This is a genomic window from Butyrivibrio sp. AE2032, assembly GCF_000702965.1.
This window is the reverse complement of the sequence record NZ_JNLF01000003.1, coordinates 1,947,749-1,965,000: the sequence shown is the minus strand read 5'-3', so window position 1 is coordinate 1,965,000 and position 17,252 is coordinate 1,947,749. Positions and strand designations below refer to the sequence as shown.

General features: G+C 45.2%; 17 protein-coding genes and 1 riboswitch. Of the genes, 1 reads left to right on the top strand and 16 read right to left on the bottom strand.

All coding sequences use genetic code 11. The features are described 5' to 3' along the window. Nucleotides 1-56 precede the first annotated feature (56 nt). The 10 genes from BO18_RS35600 to BO18_RS10615 all read right to left on the bottom strand — a co-directional run bounded on the left by BO18_RS35600 (nucleotide 57) and on the right by BO18_RS10615 (nucleotide 8,775). A complete protein-coding gene (locus tag BO18_RS35600; RefSeq protein ID WP_051688652.1) occupies nucleotides 57-560 on the bottom strand; it encodes an acyltransferase in 504 nt (167 codons plus the stop codon). 30 nt (nucleotides 561-590) lie between these two features. Beyond that, on the bottom strand, nucleotides 591-1,697 hold the full coding sequence (locus tag BO18_RS10655; RefSeq protein ID WP_034446102.1) for a glycosyltransferase family 4 protein: 1,107 nt from the start codon (nucleotides 1,695-1,697) through the stop codon (nucleotides 591-593). 16 nt (nucleotides 1,698-1,713) lie between these two features. Beyond that, nucleotides 1,714-2,430 (bottom strand): 2-C-methyl-D-erythritol 4-phosphate cytidylyltransferase, encoded by a 717-nt coding sequence (gene ispD / locus BO18_RS10650; RefSeq protein ID WP_034446100.1) that lies wholly within the window; start codon nucleotides 2,428-2,430, stop codon nucleotides 1,714-1,716. Next, nucleotides 2,427-3,596 (bottom strand): tRNA (adenosine(37)-N6)-threonylcarbamoyltransferase complex transferase subunit TsaD, encoded by a 1,170-nt coding sequence (gene tsaD, locus BO18_RS10645; protein WP_242856552.1) that lies wholly within the window; start codon nucleotides 3,594-3,596, stop codon nucleotides 2,427-2,429. The genes ispD and tsaD overlap by 4 nt, the downstream gene beginning before the upstream one ends. A 67-nt stretch (nucleotides 3,597-3,663) precedes the next feature. Beyond that, complete coding sequence (locus tag BO18_RS10640) at nucleotides 3,664-4,560, bottom strand: ChbG/HpnK family deacetylase (RefSeq protein ID WP_034446097.1); 897 nt, start codon at nucleotides 4,558-4,560, stop codon at nucleotides 3,664-3,666. Then, nucleotides 4,557-5,144, bottom strand: a complete 588-nt coding sequence (locus BO18_RS10635) for a DUF6715 family protein (RefSeq protein WP_034446094.1) — start codon at nucleotides 5,142-5,144, stop codon at nucleotides 4,557-4,559. The genes BO18_RS10640 and BO18_RS10635 overlap by 4 nt, the downstream gene beginning before the upstream one ends. 48 nt (nucleotides 5,145-5,192) lie before the next feature. Continuing rightward, complete coding sequence (locus BO18_RS10630; RefSeq protein ID WP_034446091.1) at nucleotides 5,193-6,116, bottom strand: ribonuclease Z; 924 nt, start codon at nucleotides 6,114-6,116, stop codon at nucleotides 5,193-5,195. Next, nucleotides 6,113-7,369: a bifunctional tRNA (adenosine(37)-N6)-threonylcarbamoyltransferase complex dimerization subunit type 1 TsaB/ribosomal protein alanine acetyltransferase RimI gene (locus BO18_RS33965; protein ID WP_034446089.1), complete on the bottom strand. Its 1,257-nt coding sequence runs from the start codon at nucleotides 7,367-7,369 to the stop codon at nucleotides 6,113-6,115. The genes BO18_RS10630 and BO18_RS33965 overlap by 4 nt, the downstream gene beginning before the upstream one ends. A gap of 18 nt (nucleotides 7,370-7,387) precedes the next feature. After that, nucleotides 7,388-7,825 carry a tRNA (adenosine(37)-N6)-threonylcarbamoyltransferase complex ATPase subunit type 1 TsaE gene (tsaE, locus tag BO18_RS10620; RefSeq protein WP_034446087.1) on the bottom strand — a complete coding sequence of 146 codons (438 nt, stop codon included), beginning with the start codon at nucleotides 7,823-7,825 and terminating at the stop codon, nucleotides 7,388-7,390. Between the two features lie 170 nt (nucleotides 7,826-7,995). After that, nucleotides 7,996-8,775 (bottom strand): ECF transporter S component, encoded by a 780-nt coding sequence (locus tag BO18_RS10615; RefSeq protein WP_034446085.1) that lies wholly within the window; start codon nucleotides 8,773-8,775, stop codon nucleotides 7,996-7,998. Between the two features lie 165 nt (nucleotides 8,776-8,940). After that, nucleotides 8,941-9,058: riboswitch (FMN riboswitch) on the bottom strand. 84 nt (nucleotides 9,059-9,142) lie between these two features. Between BO18_RS10615 and BO18_RS10610 the strand changes: the two genes are divergently transcribed. Further along, a complete protein-coding gene (locus tag BO18_RS10610) occupies nucleotides 9,143-10,219 on the top strand; it encodes an HD-GYP domain-containing protein (protein ID WP_034446082.1) in 1,077 nt (358 codons plus the stop codon). A 62-nt stretch (nucleotides 10,220-10,281) separates the two neighbouring features. Here the strand turns inward: BO18_RS10610 and BO18_RS10605 are convergent, their stop codons facing one another. From BO18_RS10605 to BO18_RS10580, 6 genes are all read right to left on the bottom strand, one after another. Beyond that, nucleotides 10,282-11,574 (bottom strand): UDP-N-acetylglucosamine 1-carboxyvinyltransferase, encoded by a 1,293-nt coding sequence (locus tag BO18_RS10605; protein ID WP_034446080.1) that lies wholly within the window; start codon nucleotides 11,572-11,574, stop codon nucleotides 10,282-10,284. Between the two features lie 74 nt (nucleotides 11,575-11,648). Then, a complete protein-coding gene (locus BO18_RS10600; protein ID WP_034446077.1) occupies nucleotides 11,649-13,238 on the bottom strand; it encodes a peptidoglycan DD-metalloendopeptidase family protein in 1,590 nt (529 codons plus the stop codon). Next, entirely contained in the window at nucleotides 13,239-13,754 is a 516-nt protein-coding gene (locus BO18_RS10595) for a hypothetical protein (protein ID WP_034446076.1), read from the bottom strand. A 425-nt stretch (nucleotides 13,755-14,179) separates the two neighbouring features. Next, nucleotides 14,180-14,812: a GTP pyrophosphokinase gene (locus BO18_RS10590; protein WP_051688763.1), complete on the bottom strand. Its 633-nt coding sequence runs from the start codon at nucleotides 14,810-14,812 to the stop codon at nucleotides 14,180-14,182. A gap of 10 nt (nucleotides 14,813-14,822) precedes the next feature. Then, nucleotides 14,823-15,782, bottom strand: coding sequence for a glycosyltransferase family 2 protein (locus tag BO18_RS10585; RefSeq protein ID WP_066738230.1), 960 nt, complete (start codon nucleotides 15,780-15,782; stop codon nucleotides 14,823-14,825). A 52-nt stretch (nucleotides 15,783-15,834) separates the two neighbouring features. Next, nucleotides 15,835-17,220: an LCP family protein gene (locus BO18_RS10580; RefSeq protein WP_034446071.1), complete on the bottom strand. Its 1,386-nt coding sequence runs from the start codon at nucleotides 17,218-17,220 to the stop codon at nucleotides 15,835-15,837. Nucleotides 17,221-17,252: the final 32 nt, after the last annotated feature.

Here is a 17,252-nt window from a genome sequence, read left to right as displayed (position 1 = left end):
CATGATTTTCACTTTTTTTCAAAGTTTTTATATTTCGAACATACTGTTTCGGAATATCACCGTTTCTGTATGACCCTGGATCCGTCCGAAACCTGCCCCTTTACTACACTTCCGGCTCCTATGACACAGTTTTTTCCAATGGTGGTCCCTCTCAAAATTGTTACGTTAGCTCCCACCCAACAATCGTCTCCAATTGCCACCGGTGAACTAATAAATTCTTTATCTCCTTCATTTTTGAAGTTGTGATCATGGTCAACTATGACCAGATTATTTCCGAATTTACAGCCACTTCCAATCCTTACAGATTCTGTAGCAGTCACGCAGCATCCGGTGTTAAAGAAACAGTGATCCCCAATTTCAATCTTTCCACCATCAGCCACAAGATAAAGATTTCCACGGTTCTGGTTATAACTTCCCATCTTTACGGAGCCTTTTCCATGAATCTCCACCTTGAGTTTGTCGAAGGTCTGGATTGCTCCGGCAGAATATCTCCCACCGTACCTGATCTTTATAAGCCCCATACGAATTACATTTTTCAAATACAAAAAAGGAGAACGCATTTTACCTCCCCGCCAGTCCCCAAACTGCCGTTATTTTTTCAATACACTGTCATATACTTCCGAAATCTTTTTTGCATGAGCCTCAAAGCCATATTCTTCCGTAGCTATTCCAAGGCTTTCTCTTGAAGTTGCAAAATATCTGTCTTTATCCAACAAAAGTGATGAAATCGCCTCTGCAGTAGCCAGTGGATCTCCAGATTTAGTCAAAATGCCATTTACTCCGTTTTTCACCTGCTGAGGGATTCCTCCTACCTCAGTTGATACTATAGGAAGACCATAAGCCATGGCATCAAGTATAGACATAGGCTGCCCTTCATGATAAGAGGGAAGCATAAACACTGATGATTCAACTAAAACCCTGTCCTTGGCATCGTCCCTTACCCATCCGGGAAAAGAAACATCGATACCACTGCACTTCTTCTCTATTTCTGCCTTAATCTTCTCAACATCCTCTTTTGCCCCATCTCCGCAGAGCACAAATCGAACGCCGGGAAGTTTCTTTGCAGTATTCAAAATTATAACTGCAAAGTCAAATCCGCCTTTTCGTTTGCCAATCTCTCCGAGAAAAACCACCTGCTTCTTTGCAAACCTGTCCTCAAGCCAGCCCTCCAGCTGTTCCGAAGTCTTAGGCTTACAATAATTATGAACTACCACAAGCCTATCCTTTGGTACAACAGGTGTGAATTTCTCCTTCCACTCCCTGGAAAGGACAATAACCGTGTCGAATTTGGAAAAGACCTTTCGGACAAGACGTTTCTTTTTCTCAGAAGCATTGACGTAGAAAGTATCAAAATCTGCCCCGTGGCAATGGTCAACTACAGGCACTCCACGTCTTTTTGCCATAGAAAGAAAGGGCTGAAGTCTGTAAAAACTAGGGCCAAATGAAGTGTGCATATGCACCAGCTCAGGCTTAAAATCCCGAAGGATCCGCCTGTACTCCCAAAGCCCCTTAAGTACTTTTATGAACTTCTTAAACTGGGAGCCATCGCAATATGACTCCACGTACCTTATATCGTATTTTTCCTCCAGGGAGCTGCCATAATAGCCATTGGTCACAGAGGCGATTCCGCCTTTTACGTCCCGCTGCTGAACTATCATGCACACCCTGGGTTTATGATTTGTATCTGAACTTCCCATGGGAATTTTTTCTCCGTTAACCGCGCCTTCTTCTATCCAGAATAGCCTCTGCAACTGCGATATCTTCGGGCGTAGTGATCTTTATGTTGTCGTAGGAGCCTTCCACCAGCTTCACCTTTGTGTCGGTGTAATACTCCACAACCATGGCATCATCAGTGATATTGATGCCCCTTGCCATCAGATCTCCCTCGTCCCGGTCAAGGCGCTGATATAATTCCAGTATCGTTTTATAGGAAAAGACCTGTGGAGTCTGGATAGTCCACATCAGATTCCTGTCAGGTGTTGAAGCTGCGAAGCCCTTTTCATCGGCAATCTTAATAGTATCCTTGGCAGGCATACCAACCACGCAGGCTTTATACTCCTTCACTGCCTGAAAAGCTCTCATAATGATATCCCTATCCACAAATGGTCTAGCACCGTCATGAATAAAAGCATAGTCGCAATCGGCAGCTGCTGCCTGGAGTCCCAGACGAACACTGTGGTATCTTGCAAGCCCCCCCTCAACAACGGCCTGAACCTTGTCAAAGTGATATTTCTCAACTATCTCTTTTGAAACATAGTCCACGTCTCCCCTGGAGACCACCAGGATGATATCATCGATGATACTCTCCTCAAAAGCCTTTAAAGAGTAGTAAATAAGCGGCTTCCCGCCAATCTCCATGTACTGTTTTTTTACGTCGGAATTCATCCTGCTGCCACTACCGGCCGCCAGAACAACTGCTACTGTCTTCATGCTCTTCCTCCATGGAATCTGCGCTCTCTGTCTCCAAGGGGCAGGTTTGGTACTGCGTTCATATCCAGTCCGAATCTAACGCCTTTTTTGTATTCGTAATAAGCCGCTGCTCCGATCATTGCTGCGTTGTCTGTACACAGCACCGGGCTTGGCCTGTAAAATCTGATATTGTTCGCCGCGCACTCTTTTTCCATAAGTTCTCGAAGTGCAGTGTTGGAGGCAACTCCGCCGGCTATAGCAAGCTTATCGTAACCATACTCTTTGCAGGCCTTGATTGCGTGGCCCACCAGGACCTCTACCACAGCCTTCTGGAAGGAAGCTGCCACGTCTGCCTGGTTAAGCTCCTGTCCCTGCATCTTTGCCTGGTTGATGATGTTGAGTACCGCTGACTTAAGTCCCGAGAAGGAGAAGTCGTACTCCGCGTCAAGTATCTTTGCCTGGGGAAAAGAAAAAGCTTTAGGATTTCCTTCCCTGGCTGCCTTGTCGATCTTAGGTCCACCGGGGTATCCAAGTCCTATTGCTCTTGCCACCTTGTCGAAGGCCTCTCCTGCTGCATCATCCCTGGTCTGGCCGATGATCTCATATTCTCCATAGTCCTTCACCACCACAAGATGAGAGTGTCCACCGGAAACAACAAGGCATACAAAAGGAGGCTCCAGGTCTTTATTCTCAATAAAATTTGCGCTGATATGTCCCTCGATATGATGAACTCCAATTAGAGGCTTTCCCGTTGCAAAAGCAATGGCCTTGGCCTCTGAAACGCCCACCAAAAGAGCACCTACAAGGCCCGGCCCGTAAGTTACAGCAACAGCATCTATATCGTCTAAAGTGAGGTTCGCCTCAGAAAGGGCAGCCTTGATACATCCGTTTATCTTCTCAACGTGTTTCCTGGACGCAATCTCAGGAACAACTCCACCATAAACGGTGTGAAGGGCAATCTGGGATGAAATGATATTGGAAAGTACCTCTCTGCCGTTTCGAACAACAGCTGCTGCAGTTTCATCGCAGGAGCTCTCAAGAGCAAGTATTGTTACGTCGCTATCATCAACGGGCGCGACAGCACCTTCAGCCAGCTTCGCCTTTGCTTCACCGGCAGCACCTGCCTCCCCTTCCTTTATGGACATAAAGATGACACCGTCATCTTCTACATTCTTATCTATCTGCATATAAATCTATCCTTACAAATTATTCGTTTACAACTTCCATCTAAGGAGCACTCAAAGGTTCACAGCCTTAACGTCTTAGATTTCCGCCGAACTTCCTAAGGGCCTCTGCCTCCAGCTGTCTGTTCTTACTGTTGATATTCAGGAAATCAAGGTCATCTTTGCTGGTCAGCTCTTTTACCTCGTTCTCCTCAGTGACATCTCCGGGATGGAACAAAATCTCCATATCCTGAAAGCCACGGTCAGCCATGATATCTGCTGCGTGGCTGATGCACTCCTTAACCTCGTCATAGAACATGTGGCCTGAGAGCATAACACCCATAAAGAGCTTTCTCTTAACGTCGAGTCTGGTAAGGACTTCGCGATACTTTCGCTCGTTGCGTGAGGCTAACGTATTAAGGACCATGACCTTAACAATATTGATGGGCTTAATGCCCTTTACCTTCCCGGAAGCACGTCTGTAGATTTCCAGCTCTTCCCTGGGGAATCTTATATAGCTTACCTGAAGGTTATTTTCTTTTACCACCTGCATTACTGCGTCAAAAACAATGGGTAGCATATGATAATGCATATGCCCGTCAATCCTGAACTTATCATCGTTCATATAGGACTGGCACTTAAGGAGCTGTGCCTCCACTTCCCTTTTTATCTGTTTCCTGTAAAAGCACCGAAGTACCGGCACGAAGCCCACTAAAAGGAGCTTTCCAAAGCCTATACTAAAGTTTCCATCCCGGTTGATAAGTCTGGTTGCCTTGGAACCAGTCAGAGGCTTTCCCTCAACAAAATTAAGATGTACCGTAACTGCCAGCTTTTTCCTGATGTCTGCAATTTCTGCCATGCATTCATCAAGGTAGGGGCTGTTTGGCATGATGCTTATGCCGTTTAATGCCCCCTCATGATAGCAGTCCATTATATGTTTACTCTGGGTCTTGAACATCCCATAGTCGTCTGCATGATACTCAATCATTTATTTTCTTCCTTTAATGCCCATCCGTAGATTTTCCAATTGCCGGAACCTTCTTCACGTCTGAGGATAAAGGTGTAGTCCACGGTCACTGTACCCTGGGTTCCCATCCTCATGTAGTAGATGGCATCCACTTTGCACATCCATCTACCGTCGGTCTTGTACTCATCAGGCTCTCTTTTCTGAAGGATCTCGAAGTTGGAGATAGTGTTGTCCTCCTTCTTCTTCCTATCAACATCGTCCTTTATGTCTTTCTCAAAGAACACATTATTGTCCAGAAGCTCCTGATCCATGAGCCCTGCAATATTGGCAACTATCTTGTCTTCCTGCTCAGTAGTGTACTGCTCCTTGTAGAGCACCTGCATGGCGCGGATAAAGGTCTCCACAACCTTTCTTGAGCTGGCTGGATAGTTCTTTTCCAGATTCATGGTGGTGAATTCGTCCACAACAGTAGAAACGTAAGTCTCCTCAGTGGGACTCTTCTTGGTCCTTGTAAGGGCCATGTACACACCAAGAACAACCAGCGCTCCCAAAACCACCAGTACAATTGATTTTACGATAGCTGAACCTGCTCCACCTTTTTCCATTTCCCCTCTTTTCTGCCCGCAGATCCCCTAAAGCGGGCTTTAACTGTCTTATAAGTCAGTAAATTTAAGTTCTAAGCTTCTGCCGTCCTTGGCAGCGATAGTATTCGGAAAGATCTTTTTAGTCTCAGGCATGAACTCCATTGGGTTCACCAATGAAGGGCTGTAGTGAGTGAGCCATAGCTCTTTTACCCCTGCATCCCTGGCCATTCTGGCGGCCTCGTAGAAGGTCATGTGCTTATATTCTTTTGCCTTGGTAATCTTATCTGCTTCCCCGTACATTCCCTCACAGATAAAAAGATCAGAACCTTTGGCGTTTCTAACGATGCTGTCGGTAGGTCTTGAGTCAGTGCTATATGTGAGCTTAAGGCCCTTTCGTTCCTCCCCAAGTACCATGTCCGGAGTGAAAGTCCTGCCGTCCTCCGAAACCACTGTTTCGCCCTTTTGAAGGCTGTTCCAGTACTTCCTCTCAATGCCGTTTGCCTCTGCGGATTCCACGTTGAATTTGCCCTGACGGCGAAGACTCATGGAGTAGCCGTAGCAAGTGATGTTGTGGTTGACCTTAAAGGCTGTAATAGTAAATTCTGGCATTCCATCTATGGTAAAAGAGCTTTCGTCTTCGGTAAGTTCCTTGTACTGAATCTCAAAAGGAAGCTCCGGAGCGATAACTCGAAGAGACTTTACCACCTTTTCAAGACCCTTTGGCCCCACCATCAAAAGAGGTTCTGTCCTCTCGGCGTTACCCATGGTAAGCAGCATTCCGGGAAGACCCGAAATATGGTCCGCGTGGTAATGGGTAAAACATATCACGTCAATCGGCTTGGCACTGTGGCCCTTCTTTTTCATGGCTATCTGTGTAGCTTCTCCGCAATCGATCAGCACACACTTACCGTTATATCTCACAAGAAGTGATGTGAGAAATCTGTTGGGAAGTGGCATCATTCCGCCGGTTCCCAGTAAACAAACATCTATCATAAATTAGCTCTCTTCCAGTAAATTACTGCGTCGTCCTTGGGGTCGTCGTAGAATCCGGGACGTACTCCCTCACTCTTAAAGCCCAGCTTCTCGTAAAGCCCGATGGCAGGGGCATTGGAGGCACGGACCTCCAGTGTGTAGTCTTTTATTCCTATTCCCACTCCTCTTTCCAGGAGCTGTCTCATCATCTTGTAGGCTGTGCCCATGCGCCTTGCATCTCCCGAAACGGAAACGTTGGTGATGTCACCTTCCCCGGAAATATTCCGAACTCCGCAAAGACCTACAATCCTGCCTGCCATTTCAGCCACCAGATAAATGGTATCATCCCTGGTCATGGCCTCCAGAAGCTGCTTCTGAGTCCAGGCTTCCTTTCCAAGGTTCACGCTTTCAAGCTTCCAGGCATCTTCCACGTCTTCCACGCTCATCTGACGGATCCTTACTTTTCCGGGAGTGTTGCGCTCTTCCATTCGCTTTGCAGCAGCCTGTTTTCTGGTCGGCTGGGAATCTCCCGAACCCTCCCCAGTCTCTTTTGCCAAAGCCTCACGCTCCGCCTGGGAAAGGCGCAGATATTCAGGAGCAAACTCATCCCCTGACACAAAACGTCCCTCCTGTGCGTATACATTAGCCAGGGCCAAAAGAGCTGCTGCCGACTGGCGATTTTGGTGCAAAGGTGCTACAGAATAAGGAACCGTAAGACCTGCTTCCAGCTTGTCGTGGTATACAGGAATTCCGTCTCCCAAAAGAACTACCGGCTTACCGATAGCATTCAGCTCTTTTATCACATCATCAACAGAAGCAGCAAACTGCTCCTTTATTATCTGCATGTCAAAGTGACGCTCCTTCATCTTCCCTTCTGTTGTGGTTGGAACAAAGGTGTAGATGCCGGTATAGACCTGGCTTCTGCGGGCGTCCATCATAGGGCAGATGATCTTCTCATTACCGTAGAGGTTGTAGGCCAGGGCATCAACGGTGGGAATAGCGATGATGGGCTTATTTAGTGCCAGTGCCAGACCCTTTGCTGTTGCGCTTCCTATCCTTAGTCCTGTAAAGGATCCAGGCCCCTTTGCTATGGCAATTGCATCAATGGATTTGAGGTCCAGGTTGATCTTCTTTGCAATGTCCTCAAGCATTGGCATCAGGATCTCTGAATGTGTTGTTTTATATTGGATTGAGAACTGGGCAGTCAGAAGGTCGCCGTCTGAGATAGCGACTGTTCCTACCAGTCCTGAGGTATCTATTCCAAGTATCTTCATATTGTCCGATTTCTCTTTTTATTTCTTAGTCATGGTTATGAGTCTGTAATCGAAGCCCTTTTCAAGGTTCTTCTCGATCACGATCTCTGTATAGTGCTCCGGGAGCAGCTCCTCGATAAGATTGGCCCATTCGATGAAACATATTCCGTCGCCGTAGAAGTAATCCTCATAGCCGATCTCATCCATCTCGCTGATGTCGCCAATCCTGTACACATCAAAATGATAGAAAGGAAGTCTTCCCTCGTCGTACACCTGCAGGATAGTGAAGGTAGGACTGCTGACAGGCCCCTTTATTCCGAGACCTTTTGCTACACCCTGGGTAAGGACAGTTTTGCCAACTCCCAGGTCTCCGATCAGGGTAAATACGGTACCGGGGGCTGCGCTCTCTCCGATACGGCGTCCGATCTCAAAGGTTTCCTCCGGAGTATTTGTTTCATGTCTGGTTACAATTTCCATGCGAATCTCCCAACGCTTGCACTAGGTGATATGCAGATTTCTCCACTTTAGTCTTCTATATCACCAAGTATACCACAAATAGAATGGTGCATTACATAAAAAATGAGCACCACGGGTAGTTCCCATGGCGCTCGGTGGAGATTATTATAAATGGATTTTCAGCCGAGTACTTAGGCCTCGTTTACCTTAGCTGCCTTCTTAAGACTTGGAGTAAGCTTAAGGATTGGGCTGAGCTGCTTGTAAACAAGGAATGTAAGAACGCTGTCTGCAACGCCCTTTAAAAGATTGAAAGGTGCTACACAAAGAGCACAGAATGTAAACAGGTTTGTAACTGCAGGGTTAATTGCTGTTCCTGCTGCTATGAAAGCATCAACGCCCTGTCCGAATGCAACTGCATAAGCAGGAAGCAGGAAGAATGCGTTAATGAATGCACCTACAAATGTGATGCAAAGTGTACCTGTCAGGCAGCTGATAAGAGCTGTCTTTCTGGTCTTCTTAAATCTGTAGATGACTGTTGCAGGGATTACAAAAGCTGAGCCAACAACAAAGTTTGCGATCTCACCGATGAATCCAGGTGTAGGACCCTGAATTGCAATGTTCAACACAACCTTGATGAACTCGATCATTACTGCAACCATAGGGCCTGCTGCGAATCCGCCGATAAGAGCAGGAATATCACTGAAGTCAAATTTGTAGAATGATGGTGCAAACGGAAGAGGGAATTCAAAGAGCATCAGGATAAAAGAGATAGCTGCGAAAACGCCGATTATGGCAATCTTCCTTGTGCTAAACATATCCTCAGTTGCTCCTGTCTGCTTGATCTCGCGCTTGCGTGCCTGTGTCTCTGCAAAGTATGCGATGGCAAAAGCTGCCAGGATCAGTAGCGTAAGTGCTACAAAGTGCTGTGTGTTGCTCGCGATCATCTCGAGAGCGGATTTTAAGTTGTTCATTTTTTCTCCTTCTTTCTCATCGGGTAAATGGTATTTGTTTTGAAGGAGAGATAAAGTGGGAAAAAATAAGGAAGTTGTTTTTCACTAGGCTCGAGAGAACTTCGCCAAGTGTAAAACAACCGGTTTGCACTAGATTCGTCAAAACCTCATCAAGTGCTCTGCACGACACTTCTTCTCTCATCCAGACTTTACTGTCGGTTCTGGAGTTTCACCAGATCAGCCACCGAAGTGGGTCGCGGACTATACCGCCGGTAGGGAATTTCACCCTGCCCCGAAGAATTTATTTTATGTGGATATGATATTACTGTGAAACATTGCTGTCAAGCCCTAATTGACAAGCGTTTAAGGCAAAAATATAATTAAATGTATGAAAAAAGTAATCAGCAAACAGTTAATACCTGGCATGATACTGGCCAGCGATGTCTTCACCCATGAATCTAACAACAAACTCATGGAAAAAGGTACCGTGATCACCCAGAAAGACATTGCAAGACTGGTCTTCTACTCAATAAATGATGTCCTTGTAGAGGACGAACCTGCCCAGACCCTGGATGAAGGCTTAGCTTCAGGGCTTACTTATTCTGAGCGCTTAAAGAATTCTGAAGATTTCAAAGAGTTTAAAAAAGATTTCGAACAGTGCGCAGATAAATTCGAGCACTCCATAAAAGACATAATAGCAGGCAACAAGGAACTTGACCTTGACCAGATGATGTCTCCCATCTATTCACTTCTTGGAGATGGAAAAAGAGCATCAAGCATCTTCGATATGCTCCATAATCTTCGCATGTACGATGATGCAACCTACACGCACTGTATAAATGTTGCACTGATAAGCAATATCTTAGCCCAATGGCTCAAATGGAACGAATCCGAGATTCAGACCGCTACCCAGGCAGGGCTTCTACACGATATAGGAAAGCTACTTATTCCCGACAACATCATAACAAAACCCGGACATCTAACCGATGATGAGTACGCCATAATCAAAACCCATCCTCAGAAGGGTTATGATGCGCTGGAAAAGCTCGAGGTCAGCAGCCATGTTAAGAATGCAGCACTTATGCACCACGAAAGATGCGATGGTTCTGGTTATCCTTTAAAACTGACCGGACCACAGATAGATAAATTTGCCAAAGTAGTGGCCATAGCAGATGTATACGATGCCATGACCAGCTCAAGGTACTACAGAGGTCCACTTTGTCCATTCATTGCGATATCAATGTTTGAAGAAGGCTTTGACAGATATGACCCAGAAATGCTTCTCGCCTTCCTTCACAACATCGTTAATACTTATCTTTTCAACACAGTAAGACTTAATACCGGAGAAATCGGCGAGATCATATTCATCAATATAAACGCACTGTCCAAGCCTACCATAAAGGTTGGAAATGATTATATTGATCTTAGCAAATGTCCGGGAGTATATATTCAAGAGATCATCTGAACGATATAGGGTAACAAGTAGAAAGGACCTGGCATACTGTATGCCAAGTCCTATTTGTTACCTTACGCGTGCTTAAGCTTAAACTTCTGCACGTCTCTATCTTCTTCAACCTTCTCGATCTGTCCACCCAGCTCTCTGAGTTTGATCTCGAAGTCCTCATAGCCTCTTTCAATGTACTTGATATCCTCTACTGTAGAAAAGCCTTCTGCAGTGAGAGCTGCGATAACAAGTGCTGCTCCGGCACGAAGGTCCGGTGCTGAAACTGTGGCGCCTGTATATCTTTCAACGCCTTCTATAATAGCTGTACTTCCTTCAACCTTGATGCTGGCGCCCATTCTGGTGAGCTCATCAACATACTTGAAACGGCTTTCGAAAATACTCTCTGTTACGATACTGATACCACTGGCAAGACCAAGTGCCACTGTGATCTGTGGCTGCATATCCGTAGGATATCCTGGATATGGAAGGGTCTTAACATGTGTATTCTGAAGTCTCTTTGTAGCCACTACTCTGACTTCATCGTCAGACTCGTGGATCTGGCATCCCATCTCAACAAGCTTGGCACTGATAGACTCAAGGTGCTTAGGGATAACGTTCTTTACTGTAACATCACCCATTGTAGCAGCTGCTGCCAGCATAAAGGTTCCTGCCTCAATCTGATCAGGAATGATGGTATATTCTGTCCCGTGGAGCTTCTCAACTCCTCTGATACGGATAACATCAGTACCAGCGCCCTTTATATTAGCACCCATACTGTTAAGGAAGTTGGCAAAATCAACTACGTGTGGCTCTTTTGCCGCATTCTCAATGATAGTCTTTCCTTCTGCAAGTGCTGCTGCCATCATGACATTTATAGTTGCACCAACACTTACTACATCCATGTATATATGGCTTCCCACAAGCTGATCTGCCTTAGCCTGGATAATGCCATGTTCAATACCAACCTGTGCCCCAAGAGCTGTAAATCCCTTGATATGCTGGTCAATAGGACGAAGTCCGATATGGCAGCCACCGGGAAGAACCACTCCGGCCTGCTTATACTTACCAAGAAGAGCTCCAAGGAAATAGTAGGAAGCTCTTATCTTCTTGATGTACTCATTATCAATTATGTAGCCATTAAGCTGTGATGCATTGATCTTTACAGAATGCCTTCCGGTTCTTTCAACAAAAGCACCGGCGCTCTGCATAGCATTTAGCATAGCGTTGGTATCTGATGCATCTGGCATATTATCTATATAGACGGTCTCATCTGTCATTGTGGCTGCTGCAAGGATAGGCAGAGCTGCATTTTTAGCGCCCCCGATCCAAACCTCGCCAACAAGCGGATTTCCGCCCTTGATCACGTATTTTTCCATAGGTATCTCTCTTTTTTACTCTTGAACAAATATTAGTTATACCACAATAAAATTGATTTGTAAAACCGATAAGCTTAGTTCAAGTAATTAAGCGGATTCACCTGACTTCCACCAACCAGGATCTCAAAGTGCAGATGTGGTCCTGTGGATACACCGGTATTTCCGGAAAGAGCTATCCTCTGTCCCTGTGATACTGACTGGCCCACAGAGACAAGAACTTTTGAAAGATGACCATACCTGGTCTCCCTTCCATCAGGGTGTCTTATGTATACGCAGTAACCGTAACCGGAACCCCAGCCGGCTCTCGTAACTGTACCACTGGAAGAAGCAACAACAGATGTCCCAACAGGTGTAGCCCAGTCAACACCCTTATGGTAGGTGCTGGCACCCTTGGTGGGTCTTGATCTTTTTCCGAATCCGGAAGTAAGTCTTCCGCCGGAAATAGGCTTGATATATGTAGGTGGAACAATGGTTCCTCTTTCAACAATCTTAGGAACAGCCTGGTAAGTAACCTCTTCCTTCTGGATCTCACGGCTTACCTCGCTGTTATCTGTATAAGTAACAAGAGCAACAACCTTTCTGTGTCCTGCTGAAGGCTCCTGAAGAACCTTGGACTGGGTTGTATACCAGGAATCATTAGGCACGTACTGAACCTCTGCCTCATAGTCTTCCTCGTAGTACTCCTGCAAAGTATACACAACGGAAAGCTCCGGCTCAGGCACTGTTACAATAAGGTTATCCTGAACACGGATCATTGTCTTTTCACTTTCAAGAGACTCGTTCATATTTACAAGATCGTCCACTGTAAGTCCAAACTTAAGAGCGATTGACCCCAGTGTATCTCCGGACTGAACCTCGTAGATCTGGTTTGTCTCCTTATCCTTTGTAACATCATCTATTGCTACAGCCAGATCTGTGATCTCACTATCCGGCAGATAGCTTTCCACGATCTCAACCTTATCGGCGAAATCCATGGTCATAAGTCCAAGCTCATAATCAGAGAAATCTCTGTCATAGGCAAGAGGCTTTGCATCATTGACGATCTGTGTCAATTCAGCCTGAAATCCTGCCTGTGGCATGCTGGTGCTTTCAATCTCTTTTTCCTTTTTGATCTCTTCCCTGCTCTGAACCTGAGGGGTCAGAACATTAACCTCTCTGTCAGAATCAAGAACCAGATTCACGTCAAAGAGATTACTCTCATCAAAATTTGAAAGAGCTGTAGAGAGAAGCTCCATTACGTCATCTATTGATGACAGATTTACTGAGTACTCATTTATCTTTATGGAGTAAGCCCTGTTAAGGGTGCTTCTCTTGTTACCGGCTAAGATATCTGTCATGGCGCGGGACATGGAAGATACAGAATCCACAGTGCCCCAAAGCACATTGTCTCCCTGTATGGAAAGGTCTCCGTTAGCCAGTGTCAGCTCTCCATCGGAAGAAGCAATTGATCGCCTTGCATTCCTATATGCCTCGTAAGCCTCATCCTTTGAAGCAGCAGTTCCTACCACAATATTGTTAAGACTTACGGTAAAAATGTTATCTCCACCCTTTTCAAACTTGACAATACTTGGCATGAAAAGAATCCATACAACTATTATCACCAAAGCAGAGTGAAGATACCATATCTTTATCTTGTTGCGAAAAACGGTATTTCCTAAACTCATTTAAATAATTCCTAAAATCCTCAATATATTGATCACCAGGTCTGCACCTGATACAAGGAGAACAATTACCAAAAGAGGTATTGCTGCGCTGTTCTTGGTCTCAATAGCAACCTGGATAGCTTCTCCCCTTCTGTTAAGTTCCTTGAACTCGTCACGGTTCTTTTCCTGGCCCTTCTCAACGATAGCCTGGACGTTTCTATATACCTGCACACCTACATCGTGTACCTGAGTCTCATTCTCATCTATTCTCTTAGAAAGACTTGAAATAGAATCCTTGGTCTCATTAATAGTAGCCTTAGCCTCTTCCAAAGAAGCCTTGGTATCCTCAAGGGCTGACCTGTGCGCCTGTTCATTGAGGCGAAGCTCTTCAAGCTGCTGCTTATACTGCTGTGCTTCCTGCTTTGTTCTCTCTGCCTCTGCTGCTTCAGCCTGAGCATTAGCCTTTATGATATCTGAAGCGCTGATTTTCTGTGCAAGCTTGTCCATAAAGTTCTCCACTACGTTTCCTCCCAACATGTCTTTCTCCTTATTATTATGTACTTTTTGTACATCCCCTATAGCTTAGCATTTATTATGCAATTTATACAAGTTTATATTGTGACAAAGACTTTTGTTGTGCGTTTTTACCATTTGTTCATGGTAAGTTCATAATTTGTTAATAATTATCCTGTATATTTTAATTAGTCGCAAGCAAGGCGGCTAACTAATAACGAAAGATAGATTTTTTCATAATAGGCCGGGCGCAGAAATGTGTCTGGCCACTCCTCATTTGTATGATATTGTGGTCACAGAGTATAACAAAATCGAGCTCGCTCGATTTTTTTTATGCTCTTGTGACACTAACAAGCATGAGGAAGTAGCACGGCAGTGCGGATTCCGAATGTTTGCCGGATTGCGAAAGTGCAGCGGAGCAATCCGGATATCATACAAATACCTTCAATTTACCGTTCCGCTTCTATAGCCAAAATCTCCTCATTCAAAGACAGCATACGAGCATCAAGATTAGCCACCATGTTGGCACATTCATGCAGCTCTGAATTGATATGGTTCGGAGCCTTTCCCTCAAACTTATACTGGATCTTATGCTCCAGTGAAGCCCAGAAATCCATGGCAACAGTTCTTATCTGAATCTCAACCTTAACGTTTACAATCCTGTCTGAAAGATACACAGGAAGAGAAACTATCATGTGATAGCTCCTGTATCCGCTGGGTTTTGGATTCATGATATAGTCCTTCACCGTCAAAACCTGGATATCCTTCTGATTGCTTATCATCTCAGCTATCCTGTAGATATCTGAGGTAAAGGAACAGATGATACGAATACCTGCTATATCGTTGACATAACGGACCATGTTTTCCAGGGTGGACTCATAGCCGTTTCTCTTAAGCTTTTTTACAATGCTCTCAGGGACCTTAACACGGGCCTTTACATGCTCGATAGGGTTATACCTGTGAACCTCCTGAAACTCTTCATTAAGGATCTCAATCTTGGTGGTGATCTGCTTCAGGGCAGCATTATAAAGGAGGTTTACTTCCTCCCAGGAGTTCATATCATCAGATATTTTCATGTCCATTCCGGATAGATCAAGTTCCATTTGCAAAATATTCCTTATTAAGTGCACATGCCATGCGCATCTTGCGTGGCAGTTTTTTGTAGTTTCTTCCCAGTTTGTAGCCAATGAATCTAAAGCCACACATTATCACGTAATGGGGAATGAGATACCCCTTCCCCAGTTGTCTGAAGTGTTCTATGGTCTGGGACACCATCTTCTTTCCTTCAGTCTCTGACTTTACAGCCCCAAAGATCTCCGGGTGATCCACCTGGGATACTCCAAGATCAAAGTTTCTGTGGAACTGCTGCATACATGAGTAGTTGTGGGAGTGGATCACTCCTGCCTCAGGGACATAGCAGATTGCATAGCCCTTCTGACAGGCTGTGCCGGCATAGACCATATCCTCGTTAAAGATAGTCTTATGGGTAAAACCACCCAGCTTATCAAAAATATCTCTTCTGTACATTGCACAAACATTGGAACAGAAGTAGGTCTTGATGCCAAGACGTCCCAAATCCGCCTGGGTCTTTCTCATGGGCTCTGTAGGATAGTTGAATTTCCTGGAATAACGCTCAGCCAGGTTACAGTCTGACTTAGGATACTGTCTTGCATAGGCTGCTGCCACTTCCGGGTCCTCAATGACCTTTGAAAGGCTTGAAATAAGCATCTTATCCCTAGGAAATGCATCCTGTGTCATCATCAAAAAGAAATCGGCCTTTGAAAGCTTAACTCCCTGATTCCTTGTCTCACCGTGATCAAATTCAGCCTTGGTCACATGTTGCAGAACAATGTTGTCATATTTCTCTAAAGGATCTTCCTTTGATCTGGAAATGAGATCATCCCAATATTTCTTTTCCGTATTCATAATGATGATATGGGAAGGTCGAAGTGCCTGGCTCTCCAGATCATCGATAAGGCGTAAAAAAGACAGATCCGGTTTATAGGTTGGTATTATTACATCGATGGTACTCATTCTTTTTCCTGTTTTCATAAAAACGGGCCGGGCTCCTAAAAGAACCCAGCCCCTTTAATCTCAATAAATATTAGTTGGTAAGATACTTACTAACGTCACCCTTGATCTTCTCGCTGTACTTCTGAACGTCTCCTGAAACCTCGTACTCAGAATCGTTGAACAGGAACTGATGGAGCCACTTAACGTTGCTCTGAAGGTCAACAGGAAGTACGCAGCTTCCGGCCTTACCCATGGTACCTGTAGCACGCATATCCTCTGCAGGGAATCCGCTGTTCTCAACAACGTTGTAGTTAGCAATGTTCTTAAGAAGTGCAAGGATCTCATCCAGGTCAAGTGATGTATAAGTCTCACCAAAGGCCTTGTTAGCTACAGTCTCAAGCTGTGAGTAGCTCATGCCCTTTGCCTTGTCAAGGCATGCCATAAGGACAGTTCTCTGTCTCTCGGCACGTCTGAAGTCATCACCTGCTGTGTATCTGATACGGCAGTAAGCTGTTGCCTGAAGACCATTGAGGGTCTGAACACCTGAGCTTGTAACAGGTGTGTAGTTGAGCTTCAGCTCAGTAGCCATCGTTGACTGGTAATTATTAAGGTGGGAGATCTCTGCATCTGTAACATCAATTGTTACGCCACCAAGAGCATCAACCACGTCTGTGAGTCCTCTGAAACCAATAGTTACAAAGTTCTCAATATCCATATCAAGGTTCATGTTAAGCATTGAAATAGCCTGCTCAGGACCGCCCTGGGCGTATGCTGCATTACACTTGGTATAAGTATCATTTGAAAGATTCAGGTAAGTATCACGATAAACTGAGCAAAGCTTGATATCGCCGTTTTCATTATTGATGGACGCGATCATGATTGTATCTGATCTTGTGTTCTTGGTGAGCTCCTCCTCACGGGAGTCAACACCGAAGAGGGCGATATTGGTGTAGCCCTTCATGTTCTCATCATTTACAACGGTCTCACTGATACTCTGGGAGATAGCCTCCTCGTTCAGGTTTACCTTACCTACCTTTGTGACATCAACCTTAAAGAACAGTGTGTATGCCACATATACTAAAATGCAGGCAACAAGCATTTCTGCTACTAAAAGAACTATTGCCTTTGTGCTGTTTTTCTTTTTCTTAGGGCCGTTTCCTCCACCATTTCTGGAACCGCCGCCGTTTCTTCCCCCATTACCACTTCTTGAAGAAGAAGGTCTTGAGGAAGATGGTCTTGAAGAACTTCTTGATGCTGATCCTCCATTTCTTGAGGATGCCCCATTACTTCTTGATGATGATCCGTTTCTTGATCCCTGAGTTCTGCTTCCGGAAGCTGAGCTGCTTCTTGATCCCTGTGAACTCCTCCTTGGCTCTCTGTCGTCGTATCTATCATCGTAACGATCGTCGTATCTGTCGCTTCTGCGGGAAGGCCTGCGCTCTTCTCTCTCGTAGTACTCGTCGTCTCTGTTTGACATTACAAAACTCTCCTCACCCAACGTTTTTGGTT

Bases quoted from the DNA above. Each gene is read 5' to 3' on its own strand.
- BO18_RS10605 (WP_034446080.1), bottom strand. From the start codon at position 11,574: ATGGAAAAATACGTGATCAAGGGCGGAAATCCGCTTGTTGGCGAGGTT.
- BO18_RS33965 (WP_034446089.1), bottom strand. From the start codon at position 7,369: ATGAAGATACTTGGAATAGATACCTCAGGACTGGTAGGAACAGTCGCT.
- ispD (WP_034446100.1), bottom strand. From the start codon at position 2,430: ATGAAGACAGTAGCAGTTGTTCTGGCGGCCGGTAGTGGCAGCAGGATG.
- tsaD (WP_242856552.1), bottom strand. From the start codon at position 3,596: ATGCAGATAGATAAGAATGTAGAAGATGACGGTGTCATCTTTATGTCC.
- BO18_RS10630 (WP_034446091.1), bottom strand. From the start codon at position 6,116: ATGATAGATGTTTGTTTACTGGGAACCGGCGGAATGATGCCACTTCCC.
- tsaE (WP_034446087.1), bottom strand. From the start codon at position 7,825: ATGGAAATTGTAACCAGACATGAAACAAATACTCCGGAGGAAACCTTT.
- BO18_RS10640 (WP_034446097.1), bottom strand. From the start codon at position 4,560: ATGATTGAGTATCATGCAGACGACTATGGGATGTTCAAGACCCAGAGT.
- BO18_RS10580 (WP_034446071.1), bottom strand. From the start codon at position 17,220: ATGTCAAACAGAGACGACGAGTACTACGAGAGAGAAGAGCGCAGGCCT.
- BO18_RS10635 (WP_034446094.1), bottom strand. From the start codon at position 5,144: ATGGAAAAAGGTGGAGCAGGTTCAGCTATCGTAAAATCAATTGTACTG.
- BO18_RS10615 (WP_034446085.1), bottom strand. From the start codon at position 8,775: ATGAACAACTTAAAATCCGCTCTCGAGATGATCGCGAGCAACACACAG.
- BO18_RS10600 (WP_034446077.1), bottom strand. From the start codon at position 13,238: ATGAGTTTAGGAAATACCGTTTTTCGCAACAAGATAAAGATATGGTAT.
- BO18_RS10585 (WP_066738230.1), bottom strand. From the start codon at position 15,782: ATGAAAACAGGAAAAAGAATGAGTACCATCGATGTAATAATACCAACC.
- BO18_RS10590 (WP_051688763.1), bottom strand. From the start codon at position 14,812: ATGGACATGAAAATATCTGATGATATGAACTCCTGGGAGGAAGTAAAC.
- BO18_RS35600 (WP_051688652.1), bottom strand. From the start codon at position 560: ATGCGTTCTCCTTTTTTGTATTTGAAAAATGTAATTCGTATGGGGCTT.
- BO18_RS10610 (WP_034446082.1), top strand. From the start codon at position 9,143: ATGAAAAAAGTAATCAGCAAACAGTTAATACCTGGCATGATACTGGCC.
- BO18_RS10655 (WP_034446102.1), bottom strand. From the start codon at position 1,697: ATGGGAAGTTCAGATACAAATCATAAACCCAGGGTGTGCATGATAGTT.
- BO18_RS10595 (WP_034446076.1), bottom strand. From the start codon at position 13,754: ATGTTGGGAGGAAACGTAGTGGAGAACTTTATGGACAAGCTTGCACAG.